The 16,506-nt window shown below is 59.6% G+C and carries 15 protein-coding genes; 4 read left to right on the top strand and 11 right to left on the bottom strand.

The genetic code is table 11. The features are described 5' to 3' along the window. Positions 1-68: 68 nt before the first annotated feature. The 4 genes from gltP to HRH33_RS01340 form a co-directional block, all read right to left on the bottom strand. Complete coding sequence (gene gltP / locus HRH33_RS01355) at positions 69-1,400, bottom strand: glutamate/aspartate:proton symporter GltP (RefSeq protein ID WP_034101729.1); 1,332 nt, start codon at positions 1,398-1,400, stop codon at positions 69-71. Between the two features lie 713 nt (positions 1,401-2,113). Further along, positions 2,114-2,581 (bottom strand): inhibitor of vertebrate lysozyme family protein, encoded by a 468-nt coding sequence (locus HRH33_RS01350; RefSeq protein WP_034111150.1) that lies wholly within the window; start codon positions 2,579-2,581, stop codon positions 2,114-2,116. 2 nt (positions 2,582-2,583) lie between these two features. Continuing rightward, positions 2,584-2,748: a DUF1328 domain-containing protein gene (locus HRH33_RS01345; RefSeq protein ID WP_003170804.1), complete on the bottom strand. Its 165-nt coding sequence runs from the start codon at positions 2,746-2,748 to the stop codon at positions 2,584-2,586. Positions 2,749-2,829: 81 nt separating this feature from the next. Further along, positions 2,830-3,129 (bottom strand): hypothetical protein, encoded by a 300-nt coding sequence (locus HRH33_RS01340; protein ID WP_167417393.1) that lies wholly within the window; start codon positions 3,127-3,129, stop codon positions 2,830-2,832. 391 nt (positions 3,130-3,520) lie between these two features. Here HRH33_RS01340 and algB point away from each other — a divergent pair, with 391 nt between their 5' ends. Further along, positions 3,521-4,867, top strand: coding sequence for a sigma-54-dependent response regulator transcription factor AlgB (algB, locus tag HRH33_RS01335; protein WP_034101725.1), 1,347 nt, complete (start codon positions 3,521-3,523; stop codon positions 4,865-4,867). A gap of 10 nt (positions 4,868-4,877) precedes the next feature. Further along, on the top strand, positions 4,878-6,665 hold the full coding sequence (locus HRH33_RS01330; RefSeq protein ID WP_167417392.1) for an ATP-binding protein: 1,788 nt from the start codon (positions 4,878-4,880) through the stop codon (positions 6,663-6,665). Between the two features lie 3 nt (positions 6,666-6,668). Here HRH33_RS01330 and HRH33_RS01325 read toward each other — a convergent pair whose 3' ends face one another. From HRH33_RS01325 to HRH33_RS01300, 6 genes are all read right to left on the bottom strand, one after another. Next, positions 6,669-7,445, bottom strand: coding sequence for an N-acetylmuramoyl-L-alanine amidase (locus tag HRH33_RS01325; protein WP_167417391.1), 777 nt, complete (start codon positions 7,443-7,445; stop codon positions 6,669-6,671). 89 nt (positions 7,446-7,534) lie between these two features. Further along, a complete protein-coding gene (locus HRH33_RS01320) occupies positions 7,535-9,601 on the bottom strand; it encodes a diguanylate cyclase (protein WP_167417390.1) in 2,067 nt (688 codons plus the stop codon). Next, positions 9,598-10,476: an endonuclease/exonuclease/phosphatase family protein gene (locus tag HRH33_RS01315; protein WP_034136359.1), complete on the bottom strand. Its 879-nt coding sequence runs from the start codon at positions 10,474-10,476 to the stop codon at positions 9,598-9,600. Before HRH33_RS01315 ends, HRH33_RS01320 begins: the two co-directional genes overlap by 4 nt. Before the next feature lie 10 nt (positions 10,477-10,486). Continuing rightward, entirely contained in the window at positions 10,487-11,122 is a 636-nt protein-coding gene (dsbA, locus tag HRH33_RS01310; protein ID WP_034136358.1) for a thiol:disulfide interchange protein DsbA, read from the bottom strand. Positions 11,123-11,291: 169 nt separating this feature from the next. After that, positions 11,292-11,903 (bottom strand): c-type cytochrome, encoded by a 612-nt coding sequence (locus HRH33_RS01305; RefSeq protein WP_167417389.1) that lies wholly within the window; start codon positions 11,901-11,903, stop codon positions 11,292-11,294. A 33-nt stretch (positions 11,904-11,936) separates the two neighbouring features. Next, positions 11,937-12,239, bottom strand: a complete 303-nt coding sequence (locus HRH33_RS01300; protein ID WP_034136356.1) for a c-type cytochrome — start codon at positions 12,237-12,239, stop codon at positions 11,937-11,939. Positions 12,240-12,431: 192 nt separating this feature from the next. On the opposite strand from HRH33_RS01300, the gene yihA reads away from it, so the two are divergent. Further along, positions 12,432-13,073: a ribosome biogenesis GTP-binding protein YihA/YsxC gene (yihA, locus tag HRH33_RS01295; RefSeq protein WP_167417388.1), complete on the top strand. Its 642-nt coding sequence runs from the start codon at positions 12,432-12,434 to the stop codon at positions 13,071-13,073. A gap of 269 nt (positions 13,074-13,342) precedes the next feature. Here the strand turns inward: yihA and polA are convergent, their stop codons facing one another. Further along, the gene (gene polA, locus HRH33_RS01290) at positions 13,343-16,135 is read right to left on the bottom strand and encodes a DNA polymerase I (protein ID WP_167417387.1); all 2,793 of its coding nucleotides are present in this window, start codon (positions 16,133-16,135) and stop codon (positions 13,343-13,345) included. Positions 16,136-16,209: 74 nt separating this feature from the next. Here polA and HRH33_RS01285 point away from each other — a divergent pair, with 74 nt between their 5' ends. Then, on the top strand, positions 16,210-16,500 hold the full coding sequence (locus tag HRH33_RS01285) for a DUF2782 domain-containing protein (RefSeq protein WP_034101712.1): 291 nt from the start codon (positions 16,210-16,212) through the stop codon (positions 16,498-16,500). The last annotated feature ends 6 nt before the right edge of the window (positions 16,501-16,506 follow it).

Raw genomic sequence — 16,506 nt, 5'->3', positions numbered from 1 at the left:
ATAGCGGGGCCGGCAGAAACGACAAACCCCGGATTTACCCGGGGTTTGCGTTGTTCAGCTCATGGGGTTCAACCGCGGCTGACCTCGCCGACCGGCAATGCTTCCTTGCTGCGCCAGTGCGGCAGGGAATTCCAGTAGCGCTCGCCCTTGGCGTCGTCGTACATGCCTTCCCAACGGGCGATAACCAGCACGGCCAACGCGTTACCAATCACGTTCAGAGCGGTACGCGCCATGTCCATCACACGATCGACACCGGCGATGAACGCCAGGCCCTCAAGCGGAATGCCCACGCTGCCCAGGGTCGCCAGCAGTACTACAAAGGACACGCCCGGTACACCGGCGATGCCTTTGGAGGTGACCATCAGGGTCAGTACCAGCATCAGTTGCTGACCGATCGACAGGTCAATGCCGTACAACTGGGCGATAAAGATCGCGGCGATGCTCTGGTACAGGGTCGAACCGTCGAGGTTGAACGAGTAGCCGGTCGGCACCACAAAGCTGCAGATCGCCTTCGGCGCGCCGTAGGCTTCCATCTTCTCGATCACGCGCGGCAGCACGGTTTCGGAACTGGCGGTGGAGTAGGCCAGCACCAGTTCATCCTTGAAGATGCGCATCAGCTTGATCACCGAGAAGCCGAACAGGCGCGCGATCAGGCCGAGAATCACAAAAGCGAAGAACAGGATGGCGACATAAACCAGGATCACCAACTTGGCCAGCGGCAGCAGGGAGGCGAAGCCGAAGTTGGCCACAGTCACCGCGATCAGCGCGAATACACCGATGGGGGCGTATTTCATGATCATGTGGGTCACTTTGAACATGCTCTCGGATACACCCTGGAACATGGTCACCAGCGGCTCGCGCAGCTCAGGCTTGAGGCTCGACAGGCCCAGACCGAACAGCACGGAGAAGAAGATGATCGGCAGCATTTCGCCACGGGCGACGGCGGCGAAGATGTTGGACGGGATCAGGTTGAGGATGGTCTGGATAAACGCATGCTCGTGCTGCACCTCGGCGGCGGTCGCCTGGTATTTGGAGATGTCCACGGTGCCCAGGGTACTCATGTCGATCCCGGCGCCGGGGTGGAACAGGTTGGCCAGCAACAGACCGACCACGATGGCAATGGTGGTGACCACTTCGAAGTAGAGGATGGTTTTGACGCCGATGCGACCGAGCTTTTTCGCGTCACCGACACCGGCAATACCGACGATCAGCGAGGAAATCACAATCGGGATCACGATCATCTTGATCAGGCGAATAAAGATATCGCCCGCCGGCTGCAGCACATTGCTGATCCACCAGGCCTTTTCAGCACTGAAATGGTTGAGCACTGCACCGATTGCGATCCCCAGTACCAAACCGATGAGGATCTGCCAGGCGAGGCTTAGCTTTGCCTTCTTCATGTCATTACCCTTACTTCAAGTGAACTTAAGGCAAATGCGCCAGCTGCAACGCTCGAAAGCGAAAAAGTGTGTGCATCCGCCTCCATGAAAGGTCGCCGCCGCATGGCCGAAATGACTTACTGGCAGGCGAAAAAAGGCGCAACTATTCCCATGCAAGGGGGCGACGTCTAATGCCGTAAACGCCTACCCCATGCCGAATCGGCATGGCTTTTTTAGATAATAACTGTCCGAACGGTCAGTTCAAATGCGACATTTTGCCCGGCGAATATGCCGTGAAACGGCCAATTCCGGCTCACGCAGGGTTTTCGGCGCTGGTCGAACGGTTGGCATAAATGCTTGAGGATTCAGCGCAGAGGTGTCTGAAATGTCCTATAGACCCCAGCAGACTTTCTCGATAGATGGTCGCAGCGACACACTCAGTAATGGTTGAGGGCAGGCGAAAATAAATTGGTGGGCTATGGGCGGCATAAGAGGCATAAGCCCGCCGCAAGTTCAACAAGTCGACGACTTGTGAACCTGCGTCGCAGCTTTTCGCCTGACCCGGCCCTTGCGCAGGTACTCCCTGTACCCGTAGGTCACGCCGATCCCAATCGATCAGAGCAACCCGGCCCCCTGGTCATGCATACCCCTTGGCGAGGCATGCATAAGAAAGAAGCGAAGGGCTTCTTTCTATGGACGCTGGTCCCGTTATCAGCAAGTGCTTTAAACGAAACCTAGTACCAATTCGGGTCTTTCTTGAGCTGTTCCATCAGCAGCTTTTGCATACCTTCATCCGGCTTACCGATAAAACGGTAATCGGCGTGCCGCGTAGGGGACTTGTCCGCCGGGAGGCCGGCTGGCACTTCCACCAACATGGCGTAGGCATCTTCCTTGTCAAAGCTGAAAGCGACGATCAGGCGCTTGTTCAGGCATGTGTCCGCGGTCTCGCAGAGCGGGCCCACCAAGTACTTGTCACCATCCTCTTCGACGGCATTCATTTGCTCGGCCGTACCGGTCAGGTTCATCACCCATTCCGGCAGGCGCTCTTCTTTCTTCACCACGCCTTGCCAAGTCTCACGGTATTGCGGGTCCGCGCTGAGCAATTCATTGGCCCGCGACTGGCCGTCATTGGCGGCCATCGCCAGACCGCTACCGCCCAGCAACAGGGCGGCAGCAATGGCTTTGAGAGACAAAGTGGTCATATTCAGCCTCGGCCGCGACGACCAAAGAAGAACGAAGCAATGAACATCACCAGGAAGACGACAAACAGGATCTTGGCGATACCGGTTGCGGTGCCTGCGATACCACCGAAGCCCAGTACTGCAGCAACAATGGCGATGATCAGAAATGTGATTGCCCAACTCAACATGGTGATTCTCCTTACGCTTCTATTAGAGGGTACAGCGGTCATGCCGTACGGACGCCCAGTGCGGACGACCGCTTTTCTTGCCTAGAACACCCAACGTTCCTGGGCTGGCAACTGATCAAGAGTTGAATCCTGGTCAGCCACTCGCAATTGCTTGACGCTCACCTCACCGACAGCGCTGGCGACGGGGCGGCTCTGCATCGAACTGAAATGGGTCTGGGTCATGGCCGGACGCTCAAACACTTGGGCTTGCTGCTGACTCTCCTGCCAATGCTGAATCTGCTGGCCTGCAATCAACGTGACCATCATGGCCAAGCTGGCAAACAAACCTTGCTGCACATACCGTGGCGATACACGCAATTGGCTGAGGGTTTGGCGAGTCATGCTGCTGTACTCCCGCATTCTGATTATTCGTTCATGACGCTCTTGGGAGAGGTATTGCAGAGCGCATGCCAGGTTTTTAACAAAATAAAACCCAATAAAATCAGCGTGTTATAGATACTCGCTCGCTGACAGGGCCAGCATCCTGCACGATGGGCCTCTATGGGCCGTGCGAAATGCACGATGGCCAGCGGTCGGATCAAGGGATACATCGCGACATGGGCGCTGCCCAACTGAGCGAATGACATGAAATGGCCACTCGCTGTGGCCTTTGTGAGAAGAAGCGCAGATACCTGCACGACGATTCGTTTTGTCGGTCAGAATAAACCATGCAACTTGCCCGATTATTCCGGGACTAAACACCATCACTTATCAGTTAGGGAGCGCGGGACAGATGGAATCAGCCAAGGAACTTCAAGGCCGCATTCTTTTAGTAGATGACGAGTCCGCGATCCTCCGCACCTTCCGTTATTGCCTGGAAGATGAAGGCTATACCGTCGCCACCGCCAACAGCGCCGCCCAAGCCGACGCGCTGATGCAACGCCAGGTGTTCGACCTGTGCTTCCTGGACCTGCGTCTAGGCGAAGACAATGGCCTGGACGTGCTGGCCCAGATGCGTATTCAGGCGCCGTGGATGCGTGTAGTGATCGTCACCGCGCATTCGGCCGTGGACACCGCCGTGGACGCGATCCAGGCCGGCGCCGCCGACTATCTGGTAAAACCGTGCAGCCCAGACCAACTGCGCCTGGCCACCGCCAAGCAGCTGGAAGTCCGCCAACTCTCGGCACGTCTGGAAGCCCTGGAAGGCGCGGTGCGCCAGCCCAAGGACGGCCTCGACTCCCACAGCCCGTCGATGATGGTGGTGCTGGAAACCGCGCGCCAAGTGGCCGGTACAGATGCCAACATCCTGATCCTGGGCGAGTCCGGCACCGGTAAAGGTGAACTGGCGCGGGCCATTCACGGCTGGAGCAAGCGGTCGAAAAAATCCTGCGTGACCATCAACTGCCCGTCGCTGACCGCCGAACTGATGGAAAGCGAGCTGTTCGGCCACAGCCGCGGCGCCTTTACCGGCGCCAGCGAAAGCACCTTGGGCCGGGTCAACCAGGCTGACGGCGGCACGCTGTTCCTCGACGAGATCGGCGACTTTCCCCTCACTTTGCAGCCCAAATTACTGCGCTTTATTCAGGACAAGGAATACGAACGCGTGGGCGACCCGGTTACCCGGCGTGCCGATGTACGTATCCTCGCCGCCACCAACCTGAACCTGGAAGACATGGTGCGCGACGGCCGCTTCCGGGAAGACTTGCTGTACCGCCTGAATGTCATCACCCTGCACCTGCCACCGCTGCGCGAGCGCAGCGAGGACATCCTGACCCTGGCCGACCGCTTCCTGGCACGCTTCGTCAAGGAGTACGCCCGCCCGGCGCGCGGGTTCAGCGACCAAGCGCGCGAAGCCCTACTCAACTATCGTTGGCCGGGTAATATCCGGGAACTGCGTAACGTGGTGGAGCGCGCGAGCATTATCTGCCCGCAGGAAAAGGTTGAAATCAGCCACCTGGGGATGGCCGAGCAACCGACCAACAACGCCCCGCGCATCGGTGCGGCGCTAAGCCTGGACGAACTGGAAAAAGCCCACATTGGTGCTGTACTGGCCACCAGCGACACGCTTGATCAGGCGGCGCGCACCCTCGGCATTGACGCGTCGACGCTGTACCGCAAACGAAAACAGTACAACCTGTGAGCTGTACCTTATGAAGTTAGCGATGAAGCTGCGGACTCGGCTGTTCTTGAGTATCTCAGCGCTGATCACGGTCGCCCTGCTTGGATTGATCCTGGGCCTGGTCAGCGTCATGCAGATGGCCAAGACCCAAGAGTCGCTGATCCGCAGCAATTTTGTCACCCTGGAGCTTGGCCTGAAATTGCGCCAAAGCCTGGGCGACCAGTTGATCCTGATGCTCGACGAGCGGCCCAATCCGAACGCCCTGGACGCGTCCAAACAACAGTATTTCGCACTGCTGGACGAGGGCATCGCCCACGAGCGGCAGGACGGCATAGGCAGTGGGTTCAGCCAGGCCCGCATCGACTACCTGAATTTCCTCAAGGCATTCGACGAGTCCCAACCTGCGTCGCTGGTAAGCGGCAATAACGACAAACTCACCCAGACATTCAATGTGCTGCGCAATGGCTTGATCGCCGAGCACAAACGCGCGTTGGAAGCCATCAACACCAGTGAACGCAAATCCCGCGACCGCGCGCTGTTGATCGCCGGTCTCATGGGTTTGGTGGGCCTGGCGGTGCTGATCATCGGCTTCGTGACCGCCCACGGTATCGCCAGGCGCTTTGGCGGGCCGATCGAAGCGCTGGCCAAGGCCGCGGACAAGATCGGCCAGGGGGATTTCGAGGTCACGCTGCCGATCTCGTCAGCCGCGGAAATGAACCTACTGACTCGGCGCTTCGGCATCATGGCCGAGGCGCTGCGTCAGCATCAGGCCACCAATGTGGACGAACTGCTGGCCGGCCAGCAGCGGCTACAGGCGGTGCTCGACAGCATCGACGACGGCTTGCTGATGATTGATCGCCAAGGGCGTCTGGAGCACCTGAACCCGGTTGCCCAACGCCAATTGGGCTGGGATGAAGAACGCCTCGGCCAGGGCCTGGGCGAAGCGCTGGGGCGCCCTGAGCTGGATGAACAACTGCACTTGGTGCTGCGTGGCGGCAATCTGGAGCGCGCGCCGGAAGACCTTGAGGTGGAAGTCGACGGCGAACTGCGCCTGCTGACCTACAGCCTGACCCCAGTCAGCCACACCCAAGGGCATATTCTCGGCGCGGTGATGGTGATGCACGACGTGACCGAGCAACGCGCCTTCGAACGCGTGCGCAGTGAATTCGTGCTGCGTGCCTCCCATGAGCTGCGCACGCCGGTAACCGGCATGCACATGGCGTTCGGGCTGTTCCGCGAACGCGCGAAATTCCCCACAGAGTCCCGGGAAGCGGATCTGCTGGACACCGTTAACGAAGAAATGCAGCGCCTGATGCAGCTGATCAATGACTTGCTCAACTTCTCGCGCTACCAGAATGGCCTGCAGAAACTGACCCTCGGCCCCTGTGAGATTCCCGACCTGCTGGAGCATGCCCGCGGGCGCTTTATAGAGCAGGCCAATGCGCAGCAAATCGAGCTGCTGATCGAAGCCCAGCCCGACCTGCCACGCTTATATGCCGACCAGGCGCAACTGGAACGGGTACTCGACAACCTGCTGGCCAACGCACTGCGCCATACCGCCGATGGCGGGCAAATTCGCCTGCAAGCGCGTCGCCATGGCGAGCGGGTGATTATCAGCGTCGAAGACAACGGCGAAGGGATTGCCTATGGGCAGCAAGGGCGCATCTTCGAACCCTTTGTGCAGGTGGGCCGCAAGAAAGGCGGCGCCGGTCTGGGGCTGGCGTTGTGCAAAGAGATCGTGCAGTTGCACGGCGGCCGCATGGGGGTGTATTCGCGGCCGGGGCAGGGCACCCAGTTTTACATGGCGCTGCCGCTCTGACGGTCAGCGCCGGTTGAGGGCGCGCAGAATGGCGGCACTTTCGGCATCCGGCGTGCCATCGAACCGCGACGGCCTGAAGTGCATCTGGAACGCTGCGAGCACATGACGCGTGGCGACATCCAGCTCACCGGTTTGAGGCGTCTGGTAGCCCAATCGGGCCAACTCCTCCTGAAACCAAGTGATGCTCGGTAGCTCTGCGGTGTATTGCACCTGAAAGCGCGCGACAGCCTGTGCATCCGGCCAAACCCCCAACCCTTCATCGGCCAAACGCTTCCAGGGTAACAAGGGCCCCGGGTCCAACTTGCGTAACGGCGCGATATCGCTGTGGCCGATGATGTTCTTCGGGTCGATGCCGTTGCGCTTGCTGATGTCTTTAAGCAACACGACCAACGACTTCACCTGCGCCTCGGAATACGGATACCACAGACGGCCTGTCGGGGTGTCCTTGAAACCCGGGTTCACAATCTCAATACCGATGGAGCTTGAATTGAGCCAAGTGCGGCCCATCCATTCACTCTCACCTGCGTGCCAGGCGCGCTGGCTTTCATCCACCAATTTGTAAATGGTGGCCGAGACGTCATCGCCAATCAGGTAATGGCTACTGACCTGGCCGTGGGTCAACAAGGCCAGGGAGCGTTCCAGGTTGGCCGAGGTGTAATGAACGATCACAAATTGCACGCGATTGTCGTAGTTGACCGAGGGATGACTGGTGTTGATGCGGGGGCCGCTGGCGCAGCCGGCAAGCAGGAGAAACGCAAGGGCGATACAAATGGATTTCATGGCGGATGACAGTACGCTGAAGACGATAATGCAACAGTGTAACGTACCGACTGAAACAGAGCGGCCTAATTACAAACAGGCAACATCTTTTACGCCGCCTGCACTTGATTACGCCCCGCCGCCTTGGCTCGATACAACGCTTCATCGGCGCGCTTGAGCGCCAGTTCGCTGCGCTCACCCGAGCGCAATTGCGCCACGCCCATCGACACCGTGATCGTCACCGGTTCGCCTTTGAAGTGGAACGGACACGCTTGAATCGCCTCGCGTAGCCCCTCACCCACCGCCAAGGCCTCGGCGAGGGTCGAATCGGGCATCAGCAAGACAAACTCTTCACCGCCAAAACGCGCGATGAAATCGGTGGGCCGCAGGCGCTTGCTAAGCACATTGGCGATGATCTTCAGCACCTTATCGCCGGCCAGGTGGCCGTAACCATCGTTGATGCGTTTGAAGTGGTCCAGGTCCAGCATGGCCAGCGACAGGCTGTTGCCGCGCTGGTGCCAGGCATTGATTTCGTGGTCCAGGCGTTCGCTCCAGGCCGCACGATTGGGCAGGCCGGTCAATGGATCGATCAGGGCCTTCTGGCGCTGCACTTCAAGGTGTTCACGATAGCCCTGGGCTTCCTGCTCCATGTTGGCGACGCGTTCGGCCAGGCCTTTGAGGCGCTCGGCAACCTCCTGCTCGCGCAGATCGCGTTGTTGCCGATGCTCGTCCATGGTGCCGAGCAAGCCCTCAAGATGGCTCTCCAGCACCTGTTTGAGGCTGTCCAGGTCGGCGGCGTCCTGTACGCTGGTTTGCAGCCCATCGACCTGCTCGCGGATCTGCGTATCCAGTTCACGCGCGGCAGAGCTACTGTCGGCATGCCCGTCACTGGCCACCTTCAAATGACCCTGGAAGGCTTCGAGGCGCTCATTGAGTTGCTTGAGGTATGCCTCGAATTCCAGATGGCCGCTGTCGGTGATCGCCAACATCAGTACCGCCAGATCATCCAGGATCGGTAGCAGTTCATACCAGTTCAAACCGTGGGCCAGACGCTCGCGCATCGCTTCAGCCTGAGGGCGATGACGCTCGGGCAGGTCCAGCTCTTCGAGCAAACCGATAAGCGTGTCTTCGATGTGCTTGGCCACGGAGCTGTAGGACGGCTCCGGCGAGTCCGGCAAAGCGTATTGGCCGTCCGATTGCATCTCGTCGGGGTCAAGCGCCTCCACGTCCAACACCGGCGGCAGCGACAGACTGCCGATTACCGTCTGCTCCGGTGCCTCTATGGCCTCGGGCTGCGGTGCGTCGATAAAGGCGGCGAGGGCACTTTCGTTGGCCGGCTCTTGCGCCTGCGGTTCGAGTTCAGGCGCCTTGGGTTCCGTGCGGGCCAGCTCAGCTTTGACCGGCACAGCCGCTGCGTCGGCTTGAGGCGGCGCTTCGTAGACGAAGGTCTCGACGGCGACCTGGGCTGGCTGGATCGGTGTGGCGGGTTGAGGCGCCGCGGCTTCGGGTTGTGGCGCGAAGGCGCGCAAAGCCTGGGTCAGCTCTTCGGATTGCTCGGGCTGCGGGGTTTCCGATACGGGTTTAGTTGCAACCGGTGCAACTGAGGGGGTGGGAACCGGCTCGCTGGCAGGTGCTTCAACGGTGGCGTCCTTGGTACCGAACAACCGCTGCAGGAGCCCCGGCCCAGGACGTGGAGTTTCGCCATCCGGGTCCAGGTTAGTCAGCGCCTGCCCTTGCAGGTCGCTCAGCTCGCTGAGCAATAGCGGAATTTCCCGGGCCTGGCCGACACGGCCATCCAACTGTTTAGCGAAGGTCTTCAATGGTCGCGCCACCTCGCGGGGCAGCGGCAGTTTCTGCAACTGCGTGACCAGGGAGGTCAGCGCGGTGCTCATCTGTTCAACCCGGGTTTCGCGGCGCTGCTCCGAATCCAACACGGCTTTTTCCAGACGCGGCAGCAGCGCGGCGAGGGCGGCGTCCATGTCGTCGGTGCGGACAACGTCGCGCATCTCCTTCATGCACTGGTCGACCGCGCGGTCGGTGCCTTCAGCCGCCAAGGTGCTGCGCACCAGGCCACGGCGCAGCAGGTCGAGGCGCGCAGCCCAGCGGCGTTCGAGTTTGTCTTGTTGCTCGATGCTTAACAGGTATTTTTCTTTCCAGCGCTGGGCGTCGTCGCTCATGCAAGGGGTCCGCGAGGGCCGGGGCTCAACGCGGGCAATGCATCAGCCGTGAGCGAACCCGGCAGACGAATCTCTACCGCGACCGGCAGGTGATCGGAAATGGGCTGCGCAAGCACCTGCACACTTTCCAGCGTGAGGGTGGGACTGAGCAGGATATGGTCGAGACAGCGCTGCGGACGCCAGCTGGGAAACGTCGCTTCGACTTGCGGCGCCAGCAACCCGAGGTCGCGCAACGGCGAGTTTTGCAGCAGGTCATTGGCATGAGTGTTCATATCACCCATCAGCACCTGATGCTTGTAGTTGCCGATCATTTCGCGCACGTAGGCCAACTGCAGGTTGCGCGTACGCCCCCCGAGCGCCAGGTGCATCATAACCACCACCAACGCTTCCGGCCCTTCGCCGAAACGCACGAGGATCGCGCCACGCCCCTTGGGGCCTGGCAGCGGGTGGTCTTCGATAGCAGTGGGTTTCAAGCGACTCAGCACGCCATTGCTGTGCTGAGCCAGGCGCCCGAGGTTGCGATTGAGCTGCTGGTACCAGTAGGGGAACGCTCCGAGCCTGGCCAGGTGTTCCACCTGATTGATGTAACCAGAGCGGATGCTACCCCCATCGGCCTCCTGCAGCGCGACCAGGTCGAAATCGCTCAACAGGTCGCCGATCTTCTGCAGATTCACGGCCCGCCCGTTGTGGGGCAGCAAATGCTGCCAGCCACGGGTGAGGTAATGCCGATACTTTTCGGTACTGATGCCAACCTGAATATTGAAACTGAGCAGGCGCAGACGGCTGTCCGCGAGCTGGCCAGTGGATTCCAGGTGATCTTCGTTGACACGCGGATCATGCAGGCCAACGACACGTTCGGTACCCCAGCGGCGCATGAAAGGCCCCTTACTTGGCTGCGCGCTCTTTGGCGATCAGTTGGTCAGCAACGTTGAGGGTCTGTTCAGGCCCACCAGTGGAACCCAGGTCGAAACGGTATTTGCCGTTGACGATCATGGTCGGAACGCCTTGCACGCCGTACTTCTGCGCCAGCTCCTTGGCCTGTTTGATCTGGCCCTGGATAGCGAAGGAGTTGAAGGTGGCCAAGAACTTATCCTTATCGACACCTTGGGTGGCAACAAAGTCAGCCATGTCTTCAGGCTTGGTCAGGCGCTTGCCTTCTTTCTGAATCGCGTTGAACACTGCGTTGTGGACCTTGTGCTCGACACCCATGGCTTCGAGGGTCAGGAACAGTTGGCCGTGGGCATCCCAAGGGCCGCCGAACATGGCCGGGATGCGTTTGAAATTCACGTCTTTAGGCAGTTTCTCAACCCACGGGTTGATGGTCGGTTCAAAAGCGTAGCAATGCGGGCAGCCGTACCAGAACAGCTCAACCACTTCGATCTTGCCCGGCACCGAGACGGGCACTGGGTTGGCCAATTCGACGTAGGTCTTACCGGCTTCAAGCGGCACATCGGCAGCTTGAGCGGTCATGCCGAAAAGGCTGGCAGTGACGAGAGCGGCGCTGAGGATCAGATTACGCATGCTTTACTCCTGGACAAATAAAGTCGCCTCACGCGACCTTAGTTGTGACCGGTCGACGCAGGCATGAGTTCGTTAGTGTAACGGCAGCGGCCACAAAAAAGGGCGGCCAGGGCCACCCTTTTTATGCTTGCATCGCGGGATTAATCGAGCGTTAACGTCGCCGCGCCGATCAGTGCAGGCCCTGGATATAGCTGGACACTGCCGCGATGTCTTCGTCGCTCAGCTTGCGGGCGATGGTGCGCATGGTCATCGCATCGCCATCGTTGGCACGACCGGCTTCTTCCTTGCGGAAATCGGTCAGTTGCTTAGCGATGTATTGAGCGTGCTGGCCGCCCAGATGTGGGAAACCGGCGGCGGCATTACCCGCGCCAGTGGGCGAGTGGCAACCGGTGCAAGCCGGCAGGCCTTTATTCAGGTCACCGCCACGGAACAGCTTCTGGCCACGCGCTACCAGTTTCGGATCGGCAGCTCCCACACTGCCTTTCTGGCTGGCGAAATACGCCGCGATGTCCGCCAGATCCTGATCGTTGAGGTTGGTCAGCAAGCCGGTCATTTCCAGCACCGTGCGCTTGCCTGACTTGATGTCCTGCATCTGCTTGGTCAGGTAACGCTCACCCTGGCCGGCCAGTTTGGGAAAATTCGGCGCCGGGCTGTTGCCATCCGGTCCGTGGCAAGCACCACACACGGCGGCTTTCGCCTGGCCCGCAGTAGCGTCGCCTGCAGCATGGGCAACACCGGTGATGCCCAGGGTCAACAGCAGACTCACGATCAGTTTGTTCATCAGCTAATCCAACTACGGCTAAGGGTTTAAGAGTTATCTACCGGGTTTACTCACCATCCATTCAATGACGGCCTGGTAATCCTCAGTACTGCAGTCCATGCACAAACCACGCGGCGGCATTGCCTTGAAACCCTGGGTCACGTGCTGTACCAGCGTATCCATACCTTGCGCCAATCTCGGCGCCCAGGCTGCCTGGTCACCCCGCTTCGGGGCGTTCGGCAACTGGCCAGCATGGCAAGCCACGCAAACTCGGTTGTACAGCGCTTCTGGTTCCTGTGTAGCCTGAGCACCGTAAAGCGGAATCAGGACACCGACAGCGAGCAACCATCTGGTCATACATCGACCTTTTCAGGGTTTGAGAGCGTTTTGCGTTCTAATGCGCAATGAAGGTCTATCGCTCCCGTGAACTTCATCCTTCGCTGGGACAAAGCACACACAAAATCTGCGGCATTATATACTGGCGCCACTGAAACGGAAACGACACCGCTTGCCGCACCCTTTTTCGGCACCGCCCACATCGGAAATCTCATGCAACTCAAGAATCCCATCCTCGGCCTGTGCCAACAGTCCACGTTTATGCTCAGCGCCGCCAAGGTTGACCAATGCCCCGATGACGAAGGCTTTGAAGTCGCCTTCGCCGGCCGCTCCAACGCCGGTAAATCCAGCGCCCTGAACACGCTCACCCACGCCAGCCTGGCGCGCACCTCGAAAACTCCGGGCCGCACGCAACTGCTCAATTTCTTCAAGCTAGACGATGATCGGCGTCTGGTCGACCTGCCAGGCTACGGTTATGCGAAAGTACCGATCCCGTTGAAGCTGCACTGGCAGCGTCACCTGGAGGCTTATCTGGGTGGCCGGGAGAGTTTGAAGGGTTTGATCCTGATGATGGATATCCGTCATCCAATGACCGACTTCGACCTGCTGATGCTCGATTGGGCAGTCGCCAGCGGCATGCCGATGCACATCCTGTTGACCAAAGCCGACAAGCTGACCTACGGCGCGGCCAAAAATACCTTGCTCAAAGTGCAGTCGGAAATCCGCAAGGGTTGGGGCGACACGATCACCATCCAATTGTTCTCCGCGCCTAAGCGCATGGGCTTGGAAGAGGCTTACACCGTTCTCGCGGGCTGGATGGAGTTGGCGGACAAAGGCGCGGAAATCGCCGGGTAACTTTTCTGCGGGCAAAAAAAACCCCGGACTTCTTATGGGGAGGGGAAGTTCGGGGTTCAAGTTCCGGACCGCTAGGGCGGGGTCCAGATATCTGCCAACACTTAACACAACATAGGAGCATTGAAGGGCTTCACCACCCATTCAGTAACTCTGAGTGGCAGTTCACAGGTTAAGTTCCAAGCTGTTCGAAAACTATTGGAAATAACTGTCAGGTCTTTCCGACATAAAGCGCAATGCCACCACCCTTAGCGATGGCAAAGCGCCCGTTATCAGTGTGCCTCGTCCCAGTTATCACCCACGCCCACTTCCACCAGCAACGGCACATCCAGCTGGGCTGCGGCGCTCATATGCTCGCGGATCTTCTCGCTGATTTGCGCAACCAGGTCTTCACGCACTTCCAGCACGAGTTCGTCGTGCACTTGCAGGATCACCTTGGCGTCCAGGCCCGAGTCGGTGAGCCAGTTATCTACCCGCACCATGGCTTTCTTGATGATGTCCGCCGCCGTGCCTTGCATCGGCGCGTTGATCGCGGTGCGTTCCGCCGCGGCGCGCTCTTGGGGTTTATTGGAGTTGATATCCGGCAGGTACAGCCGGCGCCCGAAGAAGGTTTCGACATAACCTTGATCGGCCGCTTGAGCCCGAGTGCGCTCCATATACTCGCGCACTCCCGGGTAGCGGGCGAAGTAGACGTCGATATAAGCCTTGGCCGTCTTGGTATCGACCCCAATGTCCTTACCCAACTTTTGCGCGCCCATGCCATAGATCAGACCAAAGTTGATCGCCTTGGCGCTGCGACGCTGGTCGGACGTGACCGCCCCCAGCTCGACCTTGAACACTTCGGCCGCCGTGGCCGTGTGCACATCCAGGTTATGACGGAAGGCATTCATCAGCCCTTCGTCTTTGGACAAGTGCGCCATGATGCGCAGCTCGATCTGCGAATAGTCCGCCGCCAGCAGCTTGTAGCCCTTGGGCGCAACAAACGCCTGGCGAATCCGCCGCCCCTCGGCGGTACGCACCGGAATGTTCTGCAGGTTCGGGTCACTGGACGACAGTCGACCGGTCGCCGCCACTGCCTGGTGATAAGACGTGTGGATACGCCCGGTGCGCGGGTTGATCTGCTCCGGCAGGCGGTCGGTGTATGTGCTTTTGAGCTTGCTCATGCTGCGGTACTGCATCAGCACTTTGGGCAACGGGTAGTCATCTTCCGCCAGCTTGGCCAGCACTTCTTCAGCGGTGGAGGCCTGGCCTTTGCCGGTTTTCTTCAGTACCGGAAGCCCGAGCTTTTCGTAAAGAATCGCCCCCAGTTGTTTGGGCGAGCCCAGGTTGAACGCCTCACCGGCGATCTCGAATGCTTGGCGCTCCAGCTCCACCATCTTGTTGCCCAGTTCGATGCTCTGGACGCCCAGCAGCTGCGCATCCACCAAGGCACCCTGACGCTCGATGCGTGCCAACACCGGCACCAACGGCATTTCAATGTCCGTCAGCACACTGGCCAAGCTCGGGATGGCGGCCAGTCGCGCATGCAACGCCTGATGCAGACGCAGCGTCACATCGGCATCTTCAGCCGCATAAGGCCCGGCCTGCTCCAGTGGAATCTGGTCGAAGGTGAGTTGCTTGGCGCCTTTGCCGGCGATGTCTTGGAAGCTGACTGTGTCGTAGTCCAGGTATTTCTTCGCCAGGCTGTCCATGTCATGCCGGGTCGCGGTGGAATTGAGCACGTAGGATTCGAGCATGGTGTCGAATGCAATGCCGCGCACCGTGATGCCGTGCGCGGGGTCGCCGCCGATGGCGCAGTTGGCCAGGATGTTCATGTCGAACTTGGCGTGCTGGCCGACTTTGAGCTTGTTCGGATCTTCCAGCAGCGGTTTCAGGGCGAGCAATACGCTGTCGCGATCCAGTTGCTGCGGTACGCCGATGTAGGAATGGGCTAAGGGGACGTAGGCCGCTTCGTGGGGCTGCACAGCAAAGGACACGCCGACCAATTGCGCCTGATGCGCGTCGATCCCGGTGGTTTCCGTGTCGAACGCGATCAACGTTGCAGCGTCGAGCTTCTTCAGCCAGACGTCGAACGTGGCCTGATCCAAGATGGTGGTGTAGACCGCTTCAACAGGGGCCACAACCACTGCCTCCGCTACCGCCGCGACGGGGGCCGCTTCGGTCGACGCCTTCAGTTCGACGCGTTTGGTATCACGCTGCACTTCGTCGTACCAGCTCTTGAACTCCAGCAGGGTGTACAGCTCCAGCAGTTTTTCACGGTCCGGTTCGATCAGATGCAGGTCATCCAGGCCCACGTCCAGTGGCACATCGATCTTGATCGTCGCCAATTGGTAGGAAAGAAACGCCATTTCCCTGTGTTCTTCCAACTTGGCCGGCAGGTTCTTGGCCCCACGGATCGGCAGCGTCGGCACGATATCCAACTGCTCATAAAGCTCTTTGAGGCCACCATTGACGCCCACCAGCAGGCCGGACGCAGTCTTGGGGCCGATGCCCGGTACGCCGGGGATGTTGTCGGACGAATCGCCCATCAACGCCAGATAGTCGATGATCTGCTCGGGAGCGACGCCAAATTTCTCCTTTACGCCCTCCACGTCCAAGGCGCTACCGGTCATGGTGTTGACCAAGGTAATGTGCCCGTCGACCAACTGCGCCATGTCTTTATCACCGGTGGAGATCACTACCGGACGGTCAGCGGCCGCACTGCTGCGCGCCAGGGTGCCGATCACGTCGTCGGCCTCGACGCCTTCGACGCACAGCAACGGGAAGCCCAGAGCGATCACGCTCTGGTGCAGCGGCTCGATCTGCAGGCGCATGTCATCAGGCATGCTGGGGCGGTTGGCCTTGTATTCGGCGTACATGTCATCGCGAAAAGTCCCACCCTTAGCGTCGAACACCACCGCGAACGGGCTGTCCGGGTACTGCTTGCGCAGGCTTTTGAGCATGTTCAAGACGCCTTTGACCGCACCGGTCGGCAGGCCTTTGGAGGTGGTCAGCGGTGGCAGCGCGTGGAAGGCGCGGTACAGGTAGGACGAACCGTCCACCAGGACGAGGGGGGCTTGGCTCATGAGCAGGATCAACCTTTTCGGCGGGTCAGGCGCTAGAATAGCCGGACCAATGAAAACAAAGGGACAAGGTTATCATGCGTACATTCAATCGCCTGCTGTTGACCGGCTTGATCGCACTCGCTCCGATGGCTGCCATGGCGGCAGACGATGCGCCTTCGGGCGACCCGCAAGTTACCATTCGCACCGAAGGCGACAAGACTATTCAGGAATATCGTCAGAATGGCTTCCTGTACGCAATCAAGGTGATCCCTAAGAAGGGCCCGCCGTATTTCCTGGTGCGCGCAGACGGAACCGATGCGAACTTCATCCGCTCCGACCAGCCGGATATGCTGATCCCGTCATGGAAGATCTTCGAATGGAAATGACTTCTT

Source organism: Pseudomonas rhodesiae, assembly GCF_013285305.1.
Classification (GTDB): domain Bacteria; phylum Pseudomonadota; class Gammaproteobacteria; order Pseudomonadales; family Pseudomonadaceae; genus Aquipseudomonas; species Aquipseudomonas rhodesiae.
This window is presented reverse-complemented; position numbering and strand designations above follow the sequence as displayed.

Bases quoted from the DNA above. Each gene is read 5' to 3' on its own strand.
- gltP (WP_034101729.1), bottom strand. From the start codon at position 1,400: ATGAAGAAGGCAAAGCTAAGCCTCGCCTGGCAGATCCTCATCGGTTTG.
- HRH33_RS01350 (WP_034111150.1), bottom strand. From the start codon at position 2,581: ATGACCACTTTGTCTCTCAAAGCCATTGCTGCCGCCCTGTTGCTGGGC.
- HRH33_RS01345 (WP_003170804.1), bottom strand. From the start codon at position 2,748: ATGTTGAGTTGGGCAATCACATTTCTGATCATCGCCATTGTTGCTGCA.
- HRH33_RS01340 (WP_167417393.1), bottom strand. From the start codon at position 3,129: ATGACTCGCCAAACCCTCAGCCAATTGCGTGTATCGCCACGGTATGTG.
- algB (WP_034101725.1), top strand. From the start codon at position 3,521: ATGGAATCAGCCAAGGAACTTCAAGGCCGCATTCTTTTAGTAGATGAC.
- HRH33_RS01330 (WP_167417392.1), top strand. From the start codon at position 4,878: ATGAAGTTAGCGATGAAGCTGCGGACTCGGCTGTTCTTGAGTATCTCA.
- HRH33_RS01325 (WP_167417391.1), bottom strand. From the start codon at position 7,445: ATGAAATCCATTTGTATCGCCCTTGCGTTTCTCCTGCTTGCCGGCTGC.
- HRH33_RS01320 (WP_167417390.1), bottom strand. From the start codon at position 9,601: ATGAGCGACGACGCCCAGCGCTGGAAAGAAAAATACCTGTTAAGCATC.
- HRH33_RS01315 (WP_034136359.1), bottom strand. From the start codon at position 10,476: ATGCGCCGCTGGGGTACCGAACGTGTCGTTGGCCTGCATGATCCGCGT.
- dsbA (WP_034136358.1), bottom strand. From the start codon at position 11,122: ATGCGTAATCTGATCCTCAGCGCCGCTCTCGTCACTGCCAGCCTTTTC.
- HRH33_RS01305 (WP_167417389.1), bottom strand. From the start codon at position 11,903: ATGAACAAACTGATCGTGAGTCTGCTGTTGACCCTGGGCATCACCGGT.
- HRH33_RS01300 (WP_034136356.1), bottom strand. From the start codon at position 12,239: ATGACCAGATGGTTGCTCGCTGTCGGTGTCCTGATTCCGCTTTACGGT.
- yihA (WP_167417388.1), top strand. From the start codon at position 12,432: ATGCAACTCAAGAATCCCATCCTCGGCCTGTGCCAACAGTCCACGTTT.
- polA (WP_167417387.1), bottom strand. From the start codon at position 16,135: ATGAGCCAAGCCCCCCTCGTCCTGGTGGACGGTTCGTCCTACCTGTAC.
- HRH33_RS01285 (WP_034101712.1), top strand. From the start codon at position 16,210: ATGCGTACATTCAATCGCCTGCTGTTGACCGGCTTGATCGCACTCGCT.